Annotated in this window: 14 protein-coding genes; 7 read left to right on the top strand and 7 right to left on the bottom strand. The window is 42.4% G+C overall.

Going from position 1 to position 16201, the window contains the following annotated elements; translation table 11 throughout:
- The first annotated feature begins 2 nt into the window (after positions 1-2).
- From JI65_RS03050 to JI65_RS03040, 3 genes are all read left to right on the top strand, one after another.
- Positions 3-857 (top strand): type I phosphomannose isomerase catalytic subunit, encoded by an 855-nt coding sequence (locus tag JI65_RS03050; RefSeq protein WP_191013907.1) that lies wholly within the window; start codon positions 3-5, stop codon positions 855-857.
- Positions 858-1280: 423 nt separating this feature from the next.
- Positions 1281-1973, top strand: coding sequence for a formate/nitrite transporter family protein (locus tag JI65_RS03045; protein WP_191013906.1), 693 nt, complete (start codon positions 1281-1283; stop codon positions 1971-1973).
- A gap of 9 nt (positions 1974-1982) precedes the next feature.
- Positions 1983-3236 (top strand): chloride channel protein, encoded by a 1254-nt coding sequence (locus tag JI65_RS03040; protein ID WP_197971894.1) that lies wholly within the window; start codon positions 1983-1985, stop codon positions 3234-3236.
- A 71-nt stretch (positions 3237-3307) separates the two neighbouring features.
- Here the strand turns inward: JI65_RS03040 and deoD are convergent, their stop codons facing one another.
- Positions 3308-4018 carry a purine-nucleoside phosphorylase gene (deoD, locus tag JI65_RS03035; RefSeq protein WP_191013905.1) on the bottom strand — a complete coding sequence of 237 codons (711 nt, stop codon included), beginning with the start codon at positions 4016-4018 and terminating at the stop codon, positions 3308-3310.
- A 750-nt stretch (positions 4019-4768) separates the two neighbouring features.
- Between deoD and JI65_RS03030 the strand changes: the two genes are divergently transcribed.
- The gene (locus JI65_RS03030) at positions 4769-5206 is read left to right on the top strand and encodes a hypothetical protein (protein ID WP_191013904.1); all 438 of its coding nucleotides are present in this window, start codon (positions 4769-4771) and stop codon (positions 5204-5206) included.
- Between the two features lie 74 nt (positions 5207-5280).
- Here JI65_RS03030 and JI65_RS03025 read toward each other — a convergent pair whose 3' ends face one another.
- From JI65_RS03025 to JI65_RS03015, 3 genes are all read right to left on the bottom strand, one after another.
- Positions 5281-5901 carry a chromate transporter gene (locus JI65_RS03025; protein WP_340138425.1) on the bottom strand — a complete coding sequence of 207 codons (621 nt, stop codon included), beginning with the start codon at positions 5899-5901 and terminating at the stop codon, positions 5281-5283.
- 2 nt (positions 5902-5903) lie between these two features.
- Positions 5904-6506 (bottom strand): chromate transporter, encoded by a 603-nt coding sequence (locus JI65_RS03020; protein ID WP_422822273.1) that lies wholly within the window; start codon positions 6504-6506, stop codon positions 5904-5906.
- A gap of 155 nt (positions 6507-6661) precedes the next feature.
- Positions 6662-7126 (bottom strand): hypothetical protein, encoded by a 465-nt coding sequence (locus JI65_RS03015; RefSeq protein ID WP_191013902.1) that lies wholly within the window; start codon positions 7124-7126, stop codon positions 6662-6664.
- Positions 7127-7314: 188 nt separating this feature from the next.
- Between JI65_RS03015 and JI65_RS03010 the strand changes: the two genes are divergently transcribed.
- Positions 7315-7764 (top strand): hypothetical protein, encoded by a 450-nt coding sequence (locus JI65_RS03010; protein ID WP_191013901.1) that lies wholly within the window; start codon positions 7315-7317, stop codon positions 7762-7764.
- A 51-nt stretch (positions 7765-7815) separates the two neighbouring features.
- On the opposite strand, the gene malQ is transcribed toward JI65_RS03010, so the two are convergent.
- Positions 7816-9468: a 4-alpha-glucanotransferase gene (malQ, locus tag JI65_RS03005; protein WP_422822272.1), complete on the bottom strand. Its 1653-nt coding sequence runs from the start codon at positions 9466-9468 to the stop codon at positions 7816-7818.
- 339 nt (positions 9469-9807) lie between these two features.
- Here malQ and JI65_RS03000 point away from each other — a divergent pair, with 339 nt between their 5' ends.
- Positions 9808-11517, top strand: coding sequence for a SulP family inorganic anion transporter (locus tag JI65_RS03000; RefSeq protein WP_191013899.1), 1710 nt, complete (start codon positions 9808-9810; stop codon positions 11515-11517).
- A 204-nt stretch (positions 11518-11721) separates the two neighbouring features.
- Complete coding sequence (locus JI65_RS02995) at positions 11722-13119, top strand: hypothetical protein (RefSeq protein ID WP_191013898.1); 1398 nt, start codon at positions 11722-11724, stop codon at positions 13117-13119.
- A gap of 18 nt (positions 13120-13137) precedes the next feature.
- On the opposite strand, the gene yfcE is transcribed toward JI65_RS02995, so the two are convergent.
- Complete coding sequence (gene yfcE / locus JI65_RS02990; RefSeq protein WP_191013897.1) at positions 13138-13713, bottom strand: phosphodiesterase; 576 nt, start codon at positions 13711-13713, stop codon at positions 13138-13140.
- A gap of 167 nt (positions 13714-13880) precedes the next feature.
- Positions 13881-15710 (bottom strand): arginine--tRNA ligase, encoded by a 1830-nt coding sequence (gene argS / locus JI65_RS02985; protein ID WP_191013896.1) that lies wholly within the window; start codon positions 15708-15710, stop codon positions 13881-13883.
- Between the last annotated feature and the right edge of the window lie 491 nt (positions 15711-16201).

Here is a 16201-nt window from a genome sequence, read left to right as displayed (position 1 = left end):
CAATGCAGAGCCTTACTCCTCTTCATTCAGAAAAAATCTGGGGCTACGAAGACTGGATTGCTTCCACAAACAAAACGCTTGTGCAGGAAGACTTCGTAAAACTCGTTAAAGACTACCCTCTTCTCGTAAAAGTTATTCAGGCAAACGATACGCTTTCTGTGCAAGTGCATCCAGACGACGAAACTGCCGTAAAACTTGAGGGCAGCGGAGCAAACGGCAAAACGGAATGCTGGTACATTCTGGACGCACAACCGGATGCAAAAATCATTTTTGGATTAAAAAATAAGTTTAACAGAAGTGAATTCGAAAAAGCCCTCAGCGAAAAAAGACTTCCCGAACTTTTAAACGAAGTAAAAGTAAAAAAAGGTGATTTTCTTTTTATTCCGTCGGGAATGGTTCACGCGATTTGCGGCGGCATAAGGCTTCTTGAAGTGCAGCAGAACTGCGACATCACATACCGATTCTACGACTGGGAGAGAGGCCGGGAACTTCACGTGGAAAAAGCATTTGCCGCAATTCATGATTTTGACGAGGACGCAAAAACCATAAAATCATTCAGCGACTTTAAGGACGGTTTTTCGTGCAAATATTTTGACTTAAACAAAATCGAAGTGAAAGGCGGTTATTCGTTCTTCGTCCGAAAGCATACCAACGCGCAGCTGGTTTTTGTTCTCGGCGGAAGCGGAACTATTCGCGGAACGAATGCAGACGGAACGCCCTGCGAAAAGCAGCCTGTAAAACCTGAGCAGATTTTTGCCGTTCTTCCGGGCGACAAAGTGACTTTTGAAGGTCAGCTTGAACTGATGCGAATCTCTCTTCCGAACGCAGAAGAAGTTTCGGAATCTGCACTTTTCTAAAACAAACAAAACGGAAACGCCGAAAGTTCACTTTGCAAATATAAGTCCACGCGTGCGTTTCCCGCAAGTTTTCGGAAACGCACAAGTAAAACTGTCCGACCAAAAAAAATATCCTTTTAGCGTTTCCCAAAACTCGCGCCCTGGTGGGTCAACTTGCAGGTGTTCACTCTTTAATTTATCTGTGTCGAATTGTGGTTTCGACTCCGCTCAACCACCGTCGCTTTAATTCATCCGTGTCCCATCTGAGTTTATCTCTGTTCATCTGTGTCAAGTTGCGGTTTCGACCATGCTCAACCACCGATTGACATTCAATTTTCCAGTTTCATTTTTCATTTTTCAGACCGTGCTAGTAAAAAATAGTAAAAAACGATAGAATCTGCAACGAAAATTTATTCAATTTTTTTTGTTAATGAAGGAAATATCATGCTTAAAGACATCAAACTTTCAATTCTTTCGGGACTAATGATTACAGTTGGCGGCTCAGTCTACATGGCTTGCCGCACCATGGGACTCACCTGGCTCGGAGCAATTCTCTTTTCTGCAGGTTTGTTCACAATCTGCGTTTACGGATTCAACCTTTACACCGGAAAAGTCGGCTACATCGGCTACAAATTCACGGACCTCAAATATATTCGTCTCGTGCTCTTAATCGTAACGTTCAATTTGCTTTCAACATTCGTGCTCGGAATTGTGATTGCTTACACTTACCCAAAAATCGGTGCTGAATCGTTCAACGTTTACGTTCCAAAACTTTCAAATCCGCTTTTAAAAACTTTTATTTCAGGCGCGTTCTGCGGACTTTTGATGTTCCTTGCAGTTGACACTTGGAAAAAAGGAATCAAAATCGGTTGTTTTCTATTTGTGCCGACTTTTATTTTCTCAGGATTCGACCACTCAATTGCAAATTCTTTCTACAACGGAGCTTCGTTCGGTTTCCAGCTTCTCTCGCCGGAAACGCAGGAACCGTTCGTTTCAACACTCAAAGTTGGTCTCGACTCATTTAAATGCTTCTCCGTTGACAACGCGCTTCTTACAATCGTAACAGTCCTCGGCAATGCGCTCGGCGGAATCACAGTTCCAGTTTTGACCCGTGCCTGGAAAGACGAAACCAAATAGGAGCAAATTTTGCCAAAATCGTACAAAAGCTTTATCACCGTTTTTTTTAGCCACGTCGTAACTGGCGTAAAATCATACCGCTCGATGATTCTTCTCTCAATTCTGGCGTTACCTTTGGGAGCAATCGTCTCACTTGCGGAAGTGTTTTTTGGCAAAGGACTGGAGCTTGTAACAGAATTCAGGACGGCAAATCCGCTTTATTTTATGCCTTTTCTTGCGATTGCAGGACTTGTGATAGTTTTTATGTTCGAAAAATTCGGGCTGAACGGTAAATGCCGAAAAGGCATGGGGCTTGTTTTTGATGCGGCAGAGGACAAAAATTCGATTCCGTTACGACTCGCCCCGCTTATGATGATTGGCAGCTGGCTTACCCACCTTTGCGGCGGAAGCGCCGGGCGAGAAGGCGTTGCGGTTCAGATTGGCGCGTCTATTACAGACCAACTTGGAGCAAGGCTAAAACTCGAAAATTGCAGAGACACTTTTATAATAATCGGTATGGCGGCAGGTTTTGCGGGCTTGTTCCAAACTCCGTTCGCGGCCTGCTTTTTTGCGATAGAAGTTCTTGTCGCAGGGGAAATGAAGTACAAATCACTTTTTCCTGCGGTAATAGCCTCGTTCACGTCGTATTTTATAGCTCACTACTTTGGGCTTAGGAATTTCAGCATAAAATATCTGCCTGTCGTCGGAATCGACCAGATTCTGATTTTAAAGCTAATCGCTTTGGGATTCATTTTTGGATTTGCAGGAACTCTGTTTGCGGAAGGGTTAAAATACACAAAGAAATTTCTTTCGCACGTTGCGCCAAACCGTTATGTGCGTGCTGTAAGCGCGGGCGTAATTTTAAGCGCATTTTTTATTCTGCTTGACGGAAAATACAGCGGATTCGGAACGAATCTTACAATTGCGGCTCTCAACAATCAAGAAGTCTTTTGGTACGACTGGATTTTAAAAATGCTCTTCACGATTTTTACGCTTTCGGCAGGATTTATGGGAGGCGAACTTACCCCGATTTTTTCGATTGGAGCGAACCTAGGTGCAATAGTCGCGCCTTTCTTTGGGCTTGATTCAGTTTTCGTTGCGGCTCTGGGATTTTCGGCGGCGTTCGGAAGTGCGACAAACACGCTTTTTGCCCCGATTTTTATTGGAGTTGAGTGTTTCGGAGCAAACTACCTTCCGTACATGATTGTCGTTTGCGGAATCTCAAAAGTCTTGAATTTTGGAAAATCGATTTATTCAAAGCAAAAGAGTCTTGAAGACTTTTAGAAAAAAAACGGTTGCCGAGCATAGTCTAAGCTAACCGTTTTTTTTAAGTTTTAATTTTTCGAAGTTCCCTTCTACTTGTTTTGAGCTACGATTGTGTCCAAAGCAAGTTTAATCATGTTCGTGAACGTCGTCTGGCGTTCTTCGGCAGTCGTCTGTCCGCCAAGCAAAATGTGGTCAGAAACAGTCATAATCGCCATGGCCTTTCGTTTGTACTCAGCAGCGAGTGTCAAAAGTTCTGCACTTTCCATCTCGATTCCGAGAACTCCGTACTCAGCCCATTTTTTCCAGTTTTCATTCTTGTCATAGAAGAAATCAGAAGAAGCTACCGAGCCAACCTGATAGCGGATTCCCATTTTTTCGGCAATGCTGTCGGCAGTTTTTACGAGCTTAAAGTCTGCTGTTGGTGCATAATGCATGTTTCCAAAACGCTGGTTCAACAGGCAAGAATCAGAACAAGCGGAATTTACGATAATTGTATCGCGAAGCTGTGTGTCCGCGTTTACGGCTCCACAAGTTCCTACGCGAATTGCAGTCTGAACGTTGTAGAATTTAAAAAGCTCGGTAACATAAATAGAAAGCGAAGGCTGTCCCATTCCAGTTCCCTGAACGCTTACCGGAACACCTTTGTACGTTCCTGTAAATCCGTACATTCCACGAACTTCGTTGTAGCATTTTGGATTCTCAAAAAAAGTTTCGGCAATAAATTTTGCACGAAGCGGGTCGCCCGGCAAAAGAATGTTTGGTGCGATTGCGCCCTCTGGCGCATTGATATGTGTACTCATAGCTTCGAGTTTAAAATGAAAAACAAAAACTGTAAAGCCGTGGAACACAAAAGTCACCAGTGATTCCGCATTATAAACTAGCCCATGATACTGACATTCTTATTGCGTATTGTTGCAGTTAGTAGGAAAAGCACATAAAATAATTACAGAACGTTATTTTTGTTCTTGATGATGAGAAACTAAAAAAAGAGCTGAAAAATATTGTATCTTTGGAAAATATGTCAACGGGGTCTAATTATGAAAAAATACCTAAAAAAATAAGTGGTTTTCGGTTTGAATCAAAAAAAATCAGAATCGGATTCTGTAAAATCAGAGGTTATTATCCATGTTTTTGGGAAAAAGTAAACAGTAAACTTGAAGGTGAATTTGATTTTAAGTCAATTATGCTTTACTCGAATATCAAAGTAAAACCAAATAAAACTTATATGAATGAAGGCTTTTCAACTACAAGGTATAATACAGAGCTTTCTGAAACTGATATAAAAACAGTCTGTAGATTGTACTAGCAGGTAAAATACTTACGTTCAAGATTATGGCGAACTCGGAAAAATATTGTTTTCTGAGCCACCATAATTACAAAAGGATTGTTTCGCTTATGAAAGTTGCTATTTTATTTTTTTATCGTTCTTTTCGTTTATCTTTATTTCTTGTCCTGCACCTTATGAAGAAATTGAATATTCGTATAAAAGAAATTTTTCTTTTTCAATAGAAAACAAGTCTAGTGCAGATTGTAAAGTAACCGCAGTTAGATTGAATAACCGTTCCAATGCCTCTGGTGAATGGGAGGATTTCTTTAATTTTGTTCCAAATAAAAAGGATTCTGTTGCTGTTGTAAAAGCTGGCGAAACTGCGATTATCGATGATTTTCCCCTTGATACAATTGAATATGTGGAACCTTGGTATGAATCTTTCTTTCTTAAAATTAACGATTATTTTTATCTCGGCCCCCCAAAGACAGACAGCTATTCCGAAAGTTTAGGAATAGAAAAATCTAAAATTAAGACAGATAATTTGCATCGGGTAAAAATCACAGACTCTGCAGAAACTCCTTCTATGCACGGCTCTCTTGTGGCAAAAAAGACAAACGGTCTCGAAGAAGGAAAGATATACCGAAACTTTTCAGAGATAATCTCCGTAACAATTAACGCGGATTCCGTACAGTTTTCCCTTGACGCTGTTGAGTTTTGATAAAAATATTGCAATTGTTCGCAAAAAAAGCTTAGTCCCAACTTCAATCTGAGATTAAGCTTTCAAAGACTTCGCTAAAAGAAAAGCACGCCGAAGACCGCACCGCCGAGGACTATAAAAACGGGATGAAGTTTGGTCTTAAAAAGCACTAACAGGCACAAAAGATAGAACATAAAACTCGTTCCGCTGATGTAGAATGTTTCGTGCCAGGTTGAAGGCGTGTACAAATCAAATCCAGGAAGGAACGCAAAAAGCGCGAGAATTATGATTTTTGCAGCCGCAACGGCAATAACGCCCGAAACCGCGGGACGAAGCGTTGAAAAAGCCGCCTTTACGCCTTTTTTTTCAGCGAACTTTCCAAAAAATTTTGCGATAATCATTATGCAGATTAAAGACGGAAGAACTTCGCCCAAAGTCGAAACGAATCCGCCAAAAACACCGTAAAGCTCAGTGCCAATGTAGGTCGCAACGTTTATTCCGATTGGCCCCGGAGTTGACTCCGAAATAGCGACCATATTGTAAAAATCAGAATTTCCCAGAAGATGAAAATTTTCTACCAGAGTTTGCTGCATAATCGTGATTCCGACCTGACCGCCGCCAATCGTAATAAGTCCAACATAAAAGAAAACCGCAACGAGACACAAAAGCCCCATCGCACTCTGACTCTGAATTTCAGAAATCAAAAAATCAGTCATTTTTACTTTGCCTCCGAAGTCTCATTTTGATTTTTGACAGCGGACTTTTTAAAATCTCCGCGGCAAGCAGCAATAACAACGCCCAAAAGCGCGCTTCCGAGGATAATCCAAATCGTATTCACATTGAACAAAAAAATCAGGACGAAAGATGCCAAAAGAAGGATGAGACCAAAAATTCCTTTTACGGATTTTTTTGCAAACTTATAAACAGCACTTGTAAGAATCGCCGCAACCGCAACGTTGATTCCGCTCATCGCCTTTTTTACCCAGACAATATCCGCAAAATTTGAAAGGAACATTGCAATCAGCGTAATAATTATAATTGACGGAAAAACCATTCCAAAAGTGGCGACGCACCCGCCGACCACACCGGCTTTCTTAAATCCTATGAACGTCGCAACATTAACCGCAATAATTCCGGGAGTGCTCTGCCCGATTGCAAAATAATCCAAAAGTTCGTTTTCGTCGGTCCAACCACGTTTGTCGGCAAGTTCACGCTGCAAAATCGGGAGCATCGCAATTCCGCCACCAAAAGTACAGATTCCAATCTTAAAAAAAACCGAAAACAAATCCCATAAAAGCTTCAACCTTTCTTTCATCAAAATGCCTCTATTACCTCACAAAATTTTAGAATTTGTAGCTTAGCCCAAGCGACGCAAAAGCCCCCGAACCGATGTTGAATTCACAAAAACCATGAAGATTGTTATAAACCGGGAACTTGAATCCCAAATAATTCAGATTGAACATGTAAACCATGTTGCTAGAAAAACTTTGATTCTTTGCGCCGGCAAAATATCCAACGCCGCCGCTTAGAGAGTGATAAATATAAAGTTTTTTGATGTGCCACTGCAAGCCCGCACGGAGCTTGAGCCGTCCAAAAATTGATTGAATACGCTTCTTTGTCATCGTAGCTCATAGAAAAATGCTCGAAAGTTCCGCCAAAACCAACAAAAAGCCAGTCAAAAAGATAGGTGTCAGCTCCAAAGCCTATAACGCCGCTCATGCCGCCGCTAACGTCGTCCGCTCCGCTCAAAGCTCCGCCAATCGCACCAAAAAGTCCCACCAGCGGCGGAATAACAGACATTGTTCCCCAGATCAAATACACCTCTGAGTGATCTTGCCACTCCGGCGAAAAAGTCACGTCCCCGCCGTCAGCAGGAGAAGCCATCGTCCGTGAAATCACAAGGAAAAAAATAGCTGAAATAAAAATTAATTTTCTTTTCATAGTCTTGATTTTAATTTAAAAAATCGATATAAGGAATACTCTAGCTTTTTTTAACTGTAAAAAATAAATTGAAAAATAAATTGAAATGTTCTTAAAATATTTTATAATAAATTTTAAGACTATTTTTAACAGGGGGTCATATGAAAAAGAATCTCAACTTTTTTCTTGTGCTTCTTGGGATATTTTTTTTGACACTAACAATATCTTGCTCGGATGATTCCAATGCAATCTCCATAGATGATTTTAATGATGATTGGATTGTAGGAACATGGCTCGGAAGCTATACGGAAAGCAGAAACGGTCAGCTTTCAATAGAAACTTTCAGAGCCGAAATTTCAGGTTCGGAAGACGATTCAACAGTCTTGTTCACTGGAAATTATATAAACAAAGAATCATTTGAATACGAAGAAAACCTTCGGGATTTTAAGCAAGACGTAAAAAGATATTTGCTTGATTTTTATACAAAAGAAGATGAAAAGACTTATTTTGAGCGACCAAAAATAACTGGGAGCAATAAGCTTTATATTACTCGCGACAAAACAGAACTTATGGCTTACCAGAGCATTGAAGAAAAAACGACATTCATCGAATTAAAATTTTCAATGCAAAAACTCACTTTCCGTGATGAACACTATTAAAAAAATGTGGTGGTTTCGCTAGTTAGACAAGCTCAGCCACCACAATTTTTTTTAGCGCGCGTAGAACACAACCATTTCTTTTAGCCATTCCTGAACTTTTTCGGCTTTCGGTCCACAAATATATTTTTTGTCCGCACGCCAGCTCCAGTTCGTTCCGCTGGTGCTAGGCATGTTCATGCGGGTCTCGCTGCCCAAAGCATACAAATCCTGCAACGGGATTACGGCAAATTTTGCAGTTGACGCAAAAGCAAGTTTTATAAGCTCGTGGCACATTTTTCCAGAATCTCGCATTTTTACGGCATTCTCTTTTGAAACAAACTCGCCTTTTATGTACGAAGCGATTACCGAGAGCGTTTCGTCATCAAGAGAATTCAAAAGTCCCTGAGTCGTGTCGTTGTCGTGCGTGCCCGTGTAAACAACGCAATTCGGAGTCGCAAAATTGTGCGGCAGGAACGCATTTACGAGCGAGCCGTTATTAGCTTCGTCCTTTGAGAACGCGAACTGCAAAACTTTCATGCCAGGAAAGCCGCACTCGTCGCGAAGAGAAGCCACTTCGTCGGTAATAACGCCCAAATCCTCGGCGATTAGAGGAAGTTCCTCTCCGTTAGGGCAAATGGCATTTTTAATAGCGTCGAACAGAGCCTTTCCGGGACCTTTTTTCCACTCCCCGCCCATCGCGTTAGGCGCACCGAAAGGAACAGCCCAATAAGACTCAAATCCTCTAAAATGGTCGATTCGAACGTAATCAACGAGTTTTAACATATTTTTTACGCGGCTAACCCACCAAGAATATCCGTCAGCCTTTAAGGAATCCCAGTCATAAAGAGGATTTCCCCAAAGCTGCCCCGTAGCAGAAAAATAATCAGGCGGAACACCCGCAACGCATTTTGGCGAGCCGTTCTCGTTCAGAAGAAAGTATTTTTGATTCGCCCAAACATCGCTTGAGTCAGGAGAAACAAAAATCGGCACGTCACCTATAATTTCAATCTCCTTGGATTCAGCATATTTATGAATCTCGTCCCACTGAGTAAATGCAAAGAACTGAATGATTTCATAAAAAACGCAATCCTGATGCGAGTTCACCCAAAAATCAACAGCTTGCTCGTCGTGCTTGGCAAGTTTTTCGTCCCAGTAAACGTTCCACGAAGCATTCACATTCGCACCAGATTTTCGCTCGTCTTCGGCTTTCGCCTCGTAGTAAGACTTTATGCTCATGTAAGCCACAAAATCTTTTAGCCAGAATTCATTTTCATTGTAGAATTGGTAAAAAGCCCGCTTTGTCTCAAAGAATTCTGCGTCTTTTGTGTCTGTAAGCCGGTTAAAAAAATATTCGGCGCATTTTGTGAGCGCACCGGTCTTCCAGTAAACAACAGAACCAAAATTTACGTTGCCGGTCTTTGAAATGTATTCCGGCGTCTTAACGTCGTTTTTAGAAGCCCAGCCACGTTCCACAAGATTTTCTAAATCAATCAGCAGAGGATTCAGGGCAAAAGTCGAAAACGACTGATACGGGCTGTCTCCATAGCCAGTTGGCCCAAGCGGCAAAATCTGCCAAATTTTCATGTCGCTTTCGTAAAGAAAATCAATAAAATCATAAGCAGCCTTGCCAAACGTTCCGATTCCAGGCGTTCCCGGCAAAGAAGTAGGATGAAGAAGCACCCCGGCTTTTCGTGTCATATTCATTTTTACAATCTCCTTTTTTATTGCAATATCAAGTTTTACAAAAAAAACGCATCCAAAAAATAGATTCCGAAACTTATCAGAAATAACACAACTATTTTACACCCCAAAATAGAATTTTTCCAAAAGAATCCTCTAGAATTTACTTCGCTTTTTTTGAAAGACGCATTCTAGCGAAAAAAAGATTGATAAAAAAAATGATTCGGCAATCATTTTTTAGGCGACGAGCGAACGGCAGACCAAATTTTTTACACCCGCAAGTTTATACGCGGAAGCATACTCTTGCATTTAAAAGCCGTTGCGTTTTTTCGCAAATAGGGGCATTATGTAGAAATCTCTACATTCAAAATAGTTGGGGTTTTTATGTACAAACCAGAACTCATCAACAGCATCAAAACTTACAGCGCAGACAAATTCGTAAGCGATTTGATAGCTGGAATCATCGTGGGCATCGTTGCGCTTCCGTTGGCAATCGCATTCGGAATCGCATCTGGCGTAACTGCGGCGGCAGGAATTTTTACAGCCATAATCGCAGGATTTTTTATTTCGGCATTCGGCGGAAGCACCGTGCAGATTGGCGGACCGACAGGCGCGTTCACCGTAATCGTTTATGGCGTTGTGGCAAACTTCGGGCTTTCGGGACTCGCAACGGCAACGGTAATGGCAGGAATCCTTTTGATTATGCTCGGCGTATTCAAAATGGGCGGACTTGTAAAATTCATTCCGTATACAATCGTGACAGGCTTTACTGCAGGAATCGCAGTAACAATCGCTGGCGGACAAATCGGAAACTTCTTCGGACTCACCACAGATTTTTCCACACCACTCACGATTTTGGGCGAAGAATACACAAAAATGCCGGGTGACTTTTTGCCGAAGATGATTGCATTCGGTCACTTTTTCTCAACAATCGACACTTATTCTTTTGTAATGGCGGCAGTTTCACTCGTATTCCTGTTCGTCTGGGGAAAATTCATCAAGAAGATTCCAGGCTCGCTTTTGGTTATCCTCGTCGCTACGATTTTGAGCGTGATTTTGCGAAAATACGGCTACGAAACAACAACAATCGGCGAAATTCCAACTTCGCTTCCAAAGCCAACTTTGCCAGATTTTGGTGTGCAGACAATCATCAAATTGTTCCCAACGGCTATTTCTATTGCAGTTCTCGCAGCTATTGAGTCGCTTCTTTCGGCAGCTGTCGCGGACGGTATGACGGGCGACAAGCATGACTCGAACACAGAGCTTATCGGCCAGGGAATCGCAAACATCGTTTCGCCACTTTTTGGCGGAATTCCGGCAACAGGAGCTATCGCACGAACGGCAACGAACATTAAAAACGGCGGAAAAACTCCAATCGCGGGAATCATTCATGCTCTCGTGCTCCTTATAATTTTGCTTTTCGCGGGAAAGTACGCTTCGCTTATTCCAATGGCGGCACTTGCGGCTGTTCTTATAAACGTGGCATGGAACATGGCCGGCTTCCCGGCAATCAAGGCACTTTTGCACGGTCAAAAATCTGACATTTGTGTTTTTACAGTCACTTTTTTAATCACGATTTTTGTCGATTTGACGGTTGCCATTGAGGTAGGACTCGGTTTTGCGGCATTCTTCTTCATCAAAAAAATGATTGACGTGAGCGAAGTTGAGACTTCTGACGGCAAGATTTCAAATGGAATCGGCGCATCGATGAACACGATTGACATGCCGGAAGAAAAACTTAATCTTCCAAAAGGTGCGGTAGTTTACGAAATTGAAGGCCCGCTCTTTTTTGGTACAGTCCGAAAATTCGAAATCGCTCTTGAACGCGCAGGAATCAGCGGTACGGAGATAAAAGTTCTGATTATGCGAATGAGAAACACTCATTATCTCGATGCCGGCGGTATCCGTGCGTTGGAACAGGCTCTTGCGGGCTTAAAGCGACAAAAAATCACTCTTGTCTTGAGCGGAGTTCACGTTCAGCCACGAAAGCTTCTTACAAAAATGGGGCTCATCGAAAAAATCGGTGCAGAGAACGTGTGCGACAACATTGATATAGCTCTGGAGCGCACAAAAAAATTGCTTTCTGCGGAGTAAGAGAGCATAAAAAAACCGCCTCGTCTTGCCACAGAGGCGGTTTTAAATTAACCATTGGCGTAAAGACCGACCGTAACCTTGATTGAGTCTTTCTTTGCATATACTAATTCACTTCCTTCATTTCGTAAACTTTTCAAAAAAGCAATCAAGTGAACTAAGTTTTTCGCTAGAGTTTTTCTTGCCTAATGGAGTATAATCTTCGTCATGAATATGGAAAACGAAACACAGACTTCTCAAGAACTGAACTCGGCAAAAGCTCAGACAATAATCTACATTTATGACTCAATCACACAGGATTACGTTTACAAAAATCATGACGTTGAGCCTTTTTTTGCACAGATTCGCGAAATAGTCCCGGCACAGGCAGATTTTTTTGAACCGTGGCTGCGCGGATTTGTTTCAGTGGCTCAGAACAACGGTCTAAAGGCAAAAGAATACTACACACAAGCACTCTCGCACGCGGACAAAGCCGCCGAATACCTTCCGACCTTTTTACAGCAGGGCTTCGCGTTCTTTATGTACATCGGAGAAAAAGAAAACGCGCTGAAATTCTGGAATTTTGGCGTTGAGAAAAAAGTATTTGCGTCCGCAAACGAACGATTCATAACAAATTTTAATTCAAAAGAACAATTCTGGCTGCAATTCGCACCGAACATGTGCCTTGACCAAAACAAAGCCAGGGATCGCGCCAGCAACGACTACAAACGAACTGCCGCAAACCCGATTCAAAAAGCGATTGACGACGCGGATTTTGAACAGTTCAGTCAGCTTGCCGACGGTATCAATTTTGACTCCGAACGAATAAACGGAGTTTCAATTCTTTATTACGCGATTCAGCGAAAAGCCTCCGTAAAAGCCGGCCCAAAGAAATTCACAGAAGATTTGATTCAGGTGCAAAGTTCGCAGTTCATCTCAAAACTCGATTTCTCACAACTTTCAAAAGAAAGCCAAAATGAAAAGTACATGCAGATTTTCCATCAAATGAGACGGACATACGAAAAATCAGGTCTTGGAAAAATAATGTTCAACGCATACTACGGAAAAGATTTGGAACTTTCAAAGAATTGCGAAGAACTTGAAAAAATAGTGGAGCTTTCGATTCAAAAAACTTCTTCGCCGGACGACTTTGTAAAGCAGATTGAAGGCAAAACAGGTTCAAACGCACTTCTTTTTGCGGCAGAAACAGACGATTCTAAAACGCTCAAAAGTCTTATTGAAAAAGGCTCGGACGTTGACAAAATCATCGGAAGCGCAAAATTCGGCCTGAATTACCGCGACGGCTCAACAATTTCTACTGAAATTCCAAACTCTCTCGTTTACAGGCTTATCAGCTTCAAGTCTTACAATTCGCTAAAAATGTATCTATCTGAATTCGGCGAAAAAGCAAGACGCTCAATGACCGAGAAATCCGACAAATTCAACATCACGCCGCTTACATATCTAATTCTGAACACAATTTACAGCTCAGCTAGTGAAGAAGAATTCAAAAAAAACAAGGCAATCGTGGATGATTTTTTGCCGTTTTTCCAGGAAGCAGGTTCGGTTTTGGACGAAAACACAGCCTTCGGCACGGCAAAAAAACTTTTAGGCATGAAAGATTAACTGTACTGCCAAATTTTATCAGACCAAAAGTGATTTTATGAGATTTCCTTCTATTGAATAGAGGGAAATCTTGCTCACTCCGTTTTCGTCAGCTTCCACGACTCCGCAAGTTTTTCCTTCCTCGCATTTTGGAAGCGACACAGAACCTGAATTGAACCAAACCAAACCGTCTGATTTTTCAAGAACGCAAACGTGAGTGTGTCCAGAAATCACCAGCGTATTTTTTGGAAGCCAATCCACGAGTTTTTCACGGGTGTACAAATGCCCGTGATGAACGAAGATTCTGTTCACCGAGTTTTTTGAAGGCTTTCCCACAAAAATATTTGAATATGCGTTCAAGCAAGGAAAAGTGAGCATCATTTCGTCAACTTCGCTGTCGCAGTTTCCCCGCACGCAAATTATTTTGTCTTTGCGCGCATTCAAAATCTCCGCCGTGGATTTTGTGTTCCATCCGTCCGGCAACGGATTCCGCGGTCCGTGATTCAAATAATCCCCGCAAATAACAATCGCGTCGCAATCTTTTTCAAATGAGTCGAGTGCCTTCTGCAAACAGGAAGCACTTCCGTGGATATCAGATAATACAAGAAATTTCATAAACAAAAGCCCCTTCGCAAATTTTTCTTTGAAAACTCACAGGCTGCGCTAAAAGCCAATTTTTAATCAAAAAGTCGGCTATAGCTTCTTTGCGAGTTTTCACTCGGAAAACTCGCGGGCTGTGCAAAAGTCAACTTTTTATCTCAAAGTCAACTTGCCACGCAGCCTTACATTCTGTCCAAATACGGCACGAGAACCAATCCCATAGCCTCTTTGAGGACGCGGAGCGTTGCCTTTGCGAGTGTTAAGCGGGCTTCTTTTAGTTCCTTTGTTTCAGCGGTCATAATCGGGCACTGCTGATAGAACTTCGAAAAGAGTTTTGCAATGTCGTAAATGTAGTTTGCCATAATAGAAGAGTCTTTTGCAGTCGCTGAACGAGCCACGGTCTCCGGGTATTCGCCCAAGCGTTTTACCAAATCCCATTCTTCACCGGCTTTAAGAAGGCTTGCAGCCTTTTCAGGGCTTGCAGGACTCGTTCCTTCGTCATTAGCCTTTCGCAAAATCGAAGCGATTCTGGCTCCCATGTACTGCAAGTAAGGTCCCGTGTTTCCGTTAAAGCTCAAAGATTCCTCTGGATTGAAAACCATGTCCTTAATCGGGCTGACCTGCAAAAGATAATAGTGCAATGCGGCAAGAGCGACTTTTTCAGCAACCTCGTCCGCGTTTCCAACTTCTTCCTCACGTCCGCGCTCTTTAATCGCTTTGAGAGCGTCCGCATGCAGAGAGTCAATCAAATCGTCCGCGTCAACAACCGTACCCTCACGGCTCTTCATTCGTCCGTTCGGAAGATTTACCAAGCCATAAGCGAGGTGATAGAGTTTGTTTGACCAGTCAAAACCGAGTTTTTTAAGAATATAGAAGAGAACCTTAAAGTGGAAGTTCTGTTCTGTTGCAACAACGTAAACAAGTTCGTTAAAAGCCCAGTCGTTGTGGCGGCTGATTGCAGTTCCAATATCCTGTGTGATGTAAACCGAAGTTCCGTCCTTTCGGAGCAAAACTTTTTCGTGGTCTTCGCCGTCTTTTCCTTTGCCAACGGCCTCCGTAACATCAACACGGACAGAACCGTCCTCAGCTTTAAAGAACACGCCCTTTTCAAGACCTTTCTGAATCTCATCCTTTCCTTTAAGGTAAGTTTCGCTTTCAAAATAGAATTTATCAAAGCTAACGCCAGTGCGGTCGTAAGTCTCTTTTACGCCGTTAAAAGTCCAGTCGTTCATGGTCTGCCAGAGTTTTCGGGTTTCTTCGTCGCCAGCTTCCCATTTTCGGAGCATTTCTTCTGCCATTTCCTGAGCTTCCGGGTGAGCCGTTTCCGGCTTGTCCTTTTCGCCTTTCAAGTAGCGGTCGAATTCAACATAGCACTGACCTACAAAGTGGTCGCCTTTCATGCCGAGTTTTTCTGGAGTGTCGCCATTTGCCTCGTGAAAGAGCTTGTATGCGAGCATCGACTTACAAATGTGAATTCCGCGGTTGTTGATAAGGTCAACCTTGCAAACTTCTGCGCCCGCTTTTTTAAGAATTCGTGAAACTGACTCTCCGAGAGCGTCGTTTCGCATGTGACCGAGGTGGAGAGGCTTATTTGTGTTCGGAGAAGAGAACTCAATCATGATTTTGCTTCCAGCCAAGTGCGGCTTTCCGTCATTATCAAGAGTTCCGAAATTCTCACCTTCATTCTCGATTTTTGAAAGAATTGATTTTACGGCTCCAGCCTTGTCCATCTTAAGGTTTACATAAGGACCAACAGCAAGCACTTCGCCCAAATCTTTTGCATTCGCGCCGATTTTTGCAACAACCTCCTGCGCAATCTGTGGAGGAGCGATTCTGAGTGCTTTTGCGAACATAAACATCGGTGAGCCAATGTCACCCATTTCCGGGTTCGGGGAAGGCTGAACTACAATTTTTTCAGCCAAAACAACATCTGATTCAAGATTTTTTTCTTTTATGATTTCGTTTACCGCATCTGCGATAAGTGTCCTAAATTGTGATTTTGCATCTGCCATAACGGCTATTCTATAGAAAAAAAAAGGTTGTAACAAGGTACGGATAACTAAACTCCCGGCTTCCACATTATAAACTTGCAAGTGTAAAAAATTGTCTGCACTACCGTAAAAGCCGTTTTTGTTCACGCGGTGCAAGGCGCAAGGAAAATTATTGACGCCGCAAAGCGGCTCACCTTGCAAACGTTCACAAAAGCCGTTTTTACTCTCGTTTCGACAATTTTTTGTCAACTTTCCTGTAATGCGAAAAACCTGTTTCGCAATTTTTAACACAGATGGGACACAGATAAACTGAAAAAAGCCCGGTGGTTGAGCGTAGTCGAAACCACAACCAAATGAGAGTTAGCTGGCAATTTTGACACAGATGAACGGAGATAAACACGGATGGGACACAGATGCGCTGAAAACCCCGGTGGTTGAGCGTAGTCGAAACCACAACCAAGTGAGAGTTAGCTGGTAATTTTTGACACAGATTGACACGGATGAGACACAGA

Origin of the sequence: Treponema zioleckii (assembly GCF_014737315.1) — a bacterium.
In the GTDB taxonomy this organism is placed as follows: Bacteria; Spirochaetota; Spirochaetia; order Treponematales; family Treponemataceae; genus Treponema_D; species Treponema_D zioleckii.
This window is presented reverse-complemented; position numbering and strand designations above follow the sequence as displayed.

What these genes read in the sequence shown, in the direction of transcription:
- JI65_RS03050 (WP_191013907.1), top strand. Translation starts at nt 3, where the DNA reads ATGCAGAGCCTTACTCCTCTTCATTCAGAAAAAATCTGGGGCTACGAA.
- JI65_RS03045 (WP_191013906.1), top strand. Translation starts at nt 1,281, where the DNA reads ATGCTTAAAGACATCAAACTTTCAATTCTTTCGGGACTAATGATTACA.
- deoD (WP_191013905.1), bottom strand. Translation starts at nt 4,018, where the DNA reads ATGAGTACACATATCAATGCGCCAGAGGGCGCAATCGCACCAAACATT.
- JI65_RS03025 (WP_340138425.1), bottom strand. Translation starts at nt 5,901, where the DNA reads ATGACTGATTTTTTGATTTCTGAAATTCAGAGTCAGAGTGCGATGGGG.
- JI65_RS03015 (WP_191013902.1), bottom strand. Translation starts at nt 7,126, where the DNA reads ATGAAAAGAAAATTAATTTTTATTTCAGCTATTTTTTTCCTTGTGATT.
- JI65_RS03000 (WP_191013899.1), top strand. Translation starts at nt 9,808, where the DNA reads ATGTACAAACCAGAACTCATCAACAGCATCAAAACTTACAGCGCAGAC.
- JI65_RS02995 (WP_191013898.1), top strand. Translation starts at nt 11,722, where the DNA reads ATGAATATGGAAAACGAAACACAGACTTCTCAAGAACTGAACTCGGCA.
- yfcE (WP_191013897.1), bottom strand. Translation starts at nt 13,713, where the DNA reads ATGAAATTTCTTGTATTATCTGATATCCACGGAAGTGCTTCCTGTTTG.
- argS (WP_191013896.1), bottom strand. Translation starts at nt 15,710, where the DNA reads ATGGCAGATGCAAAATCACAATTTAGGACACTTATCGCAGATGCGGTA.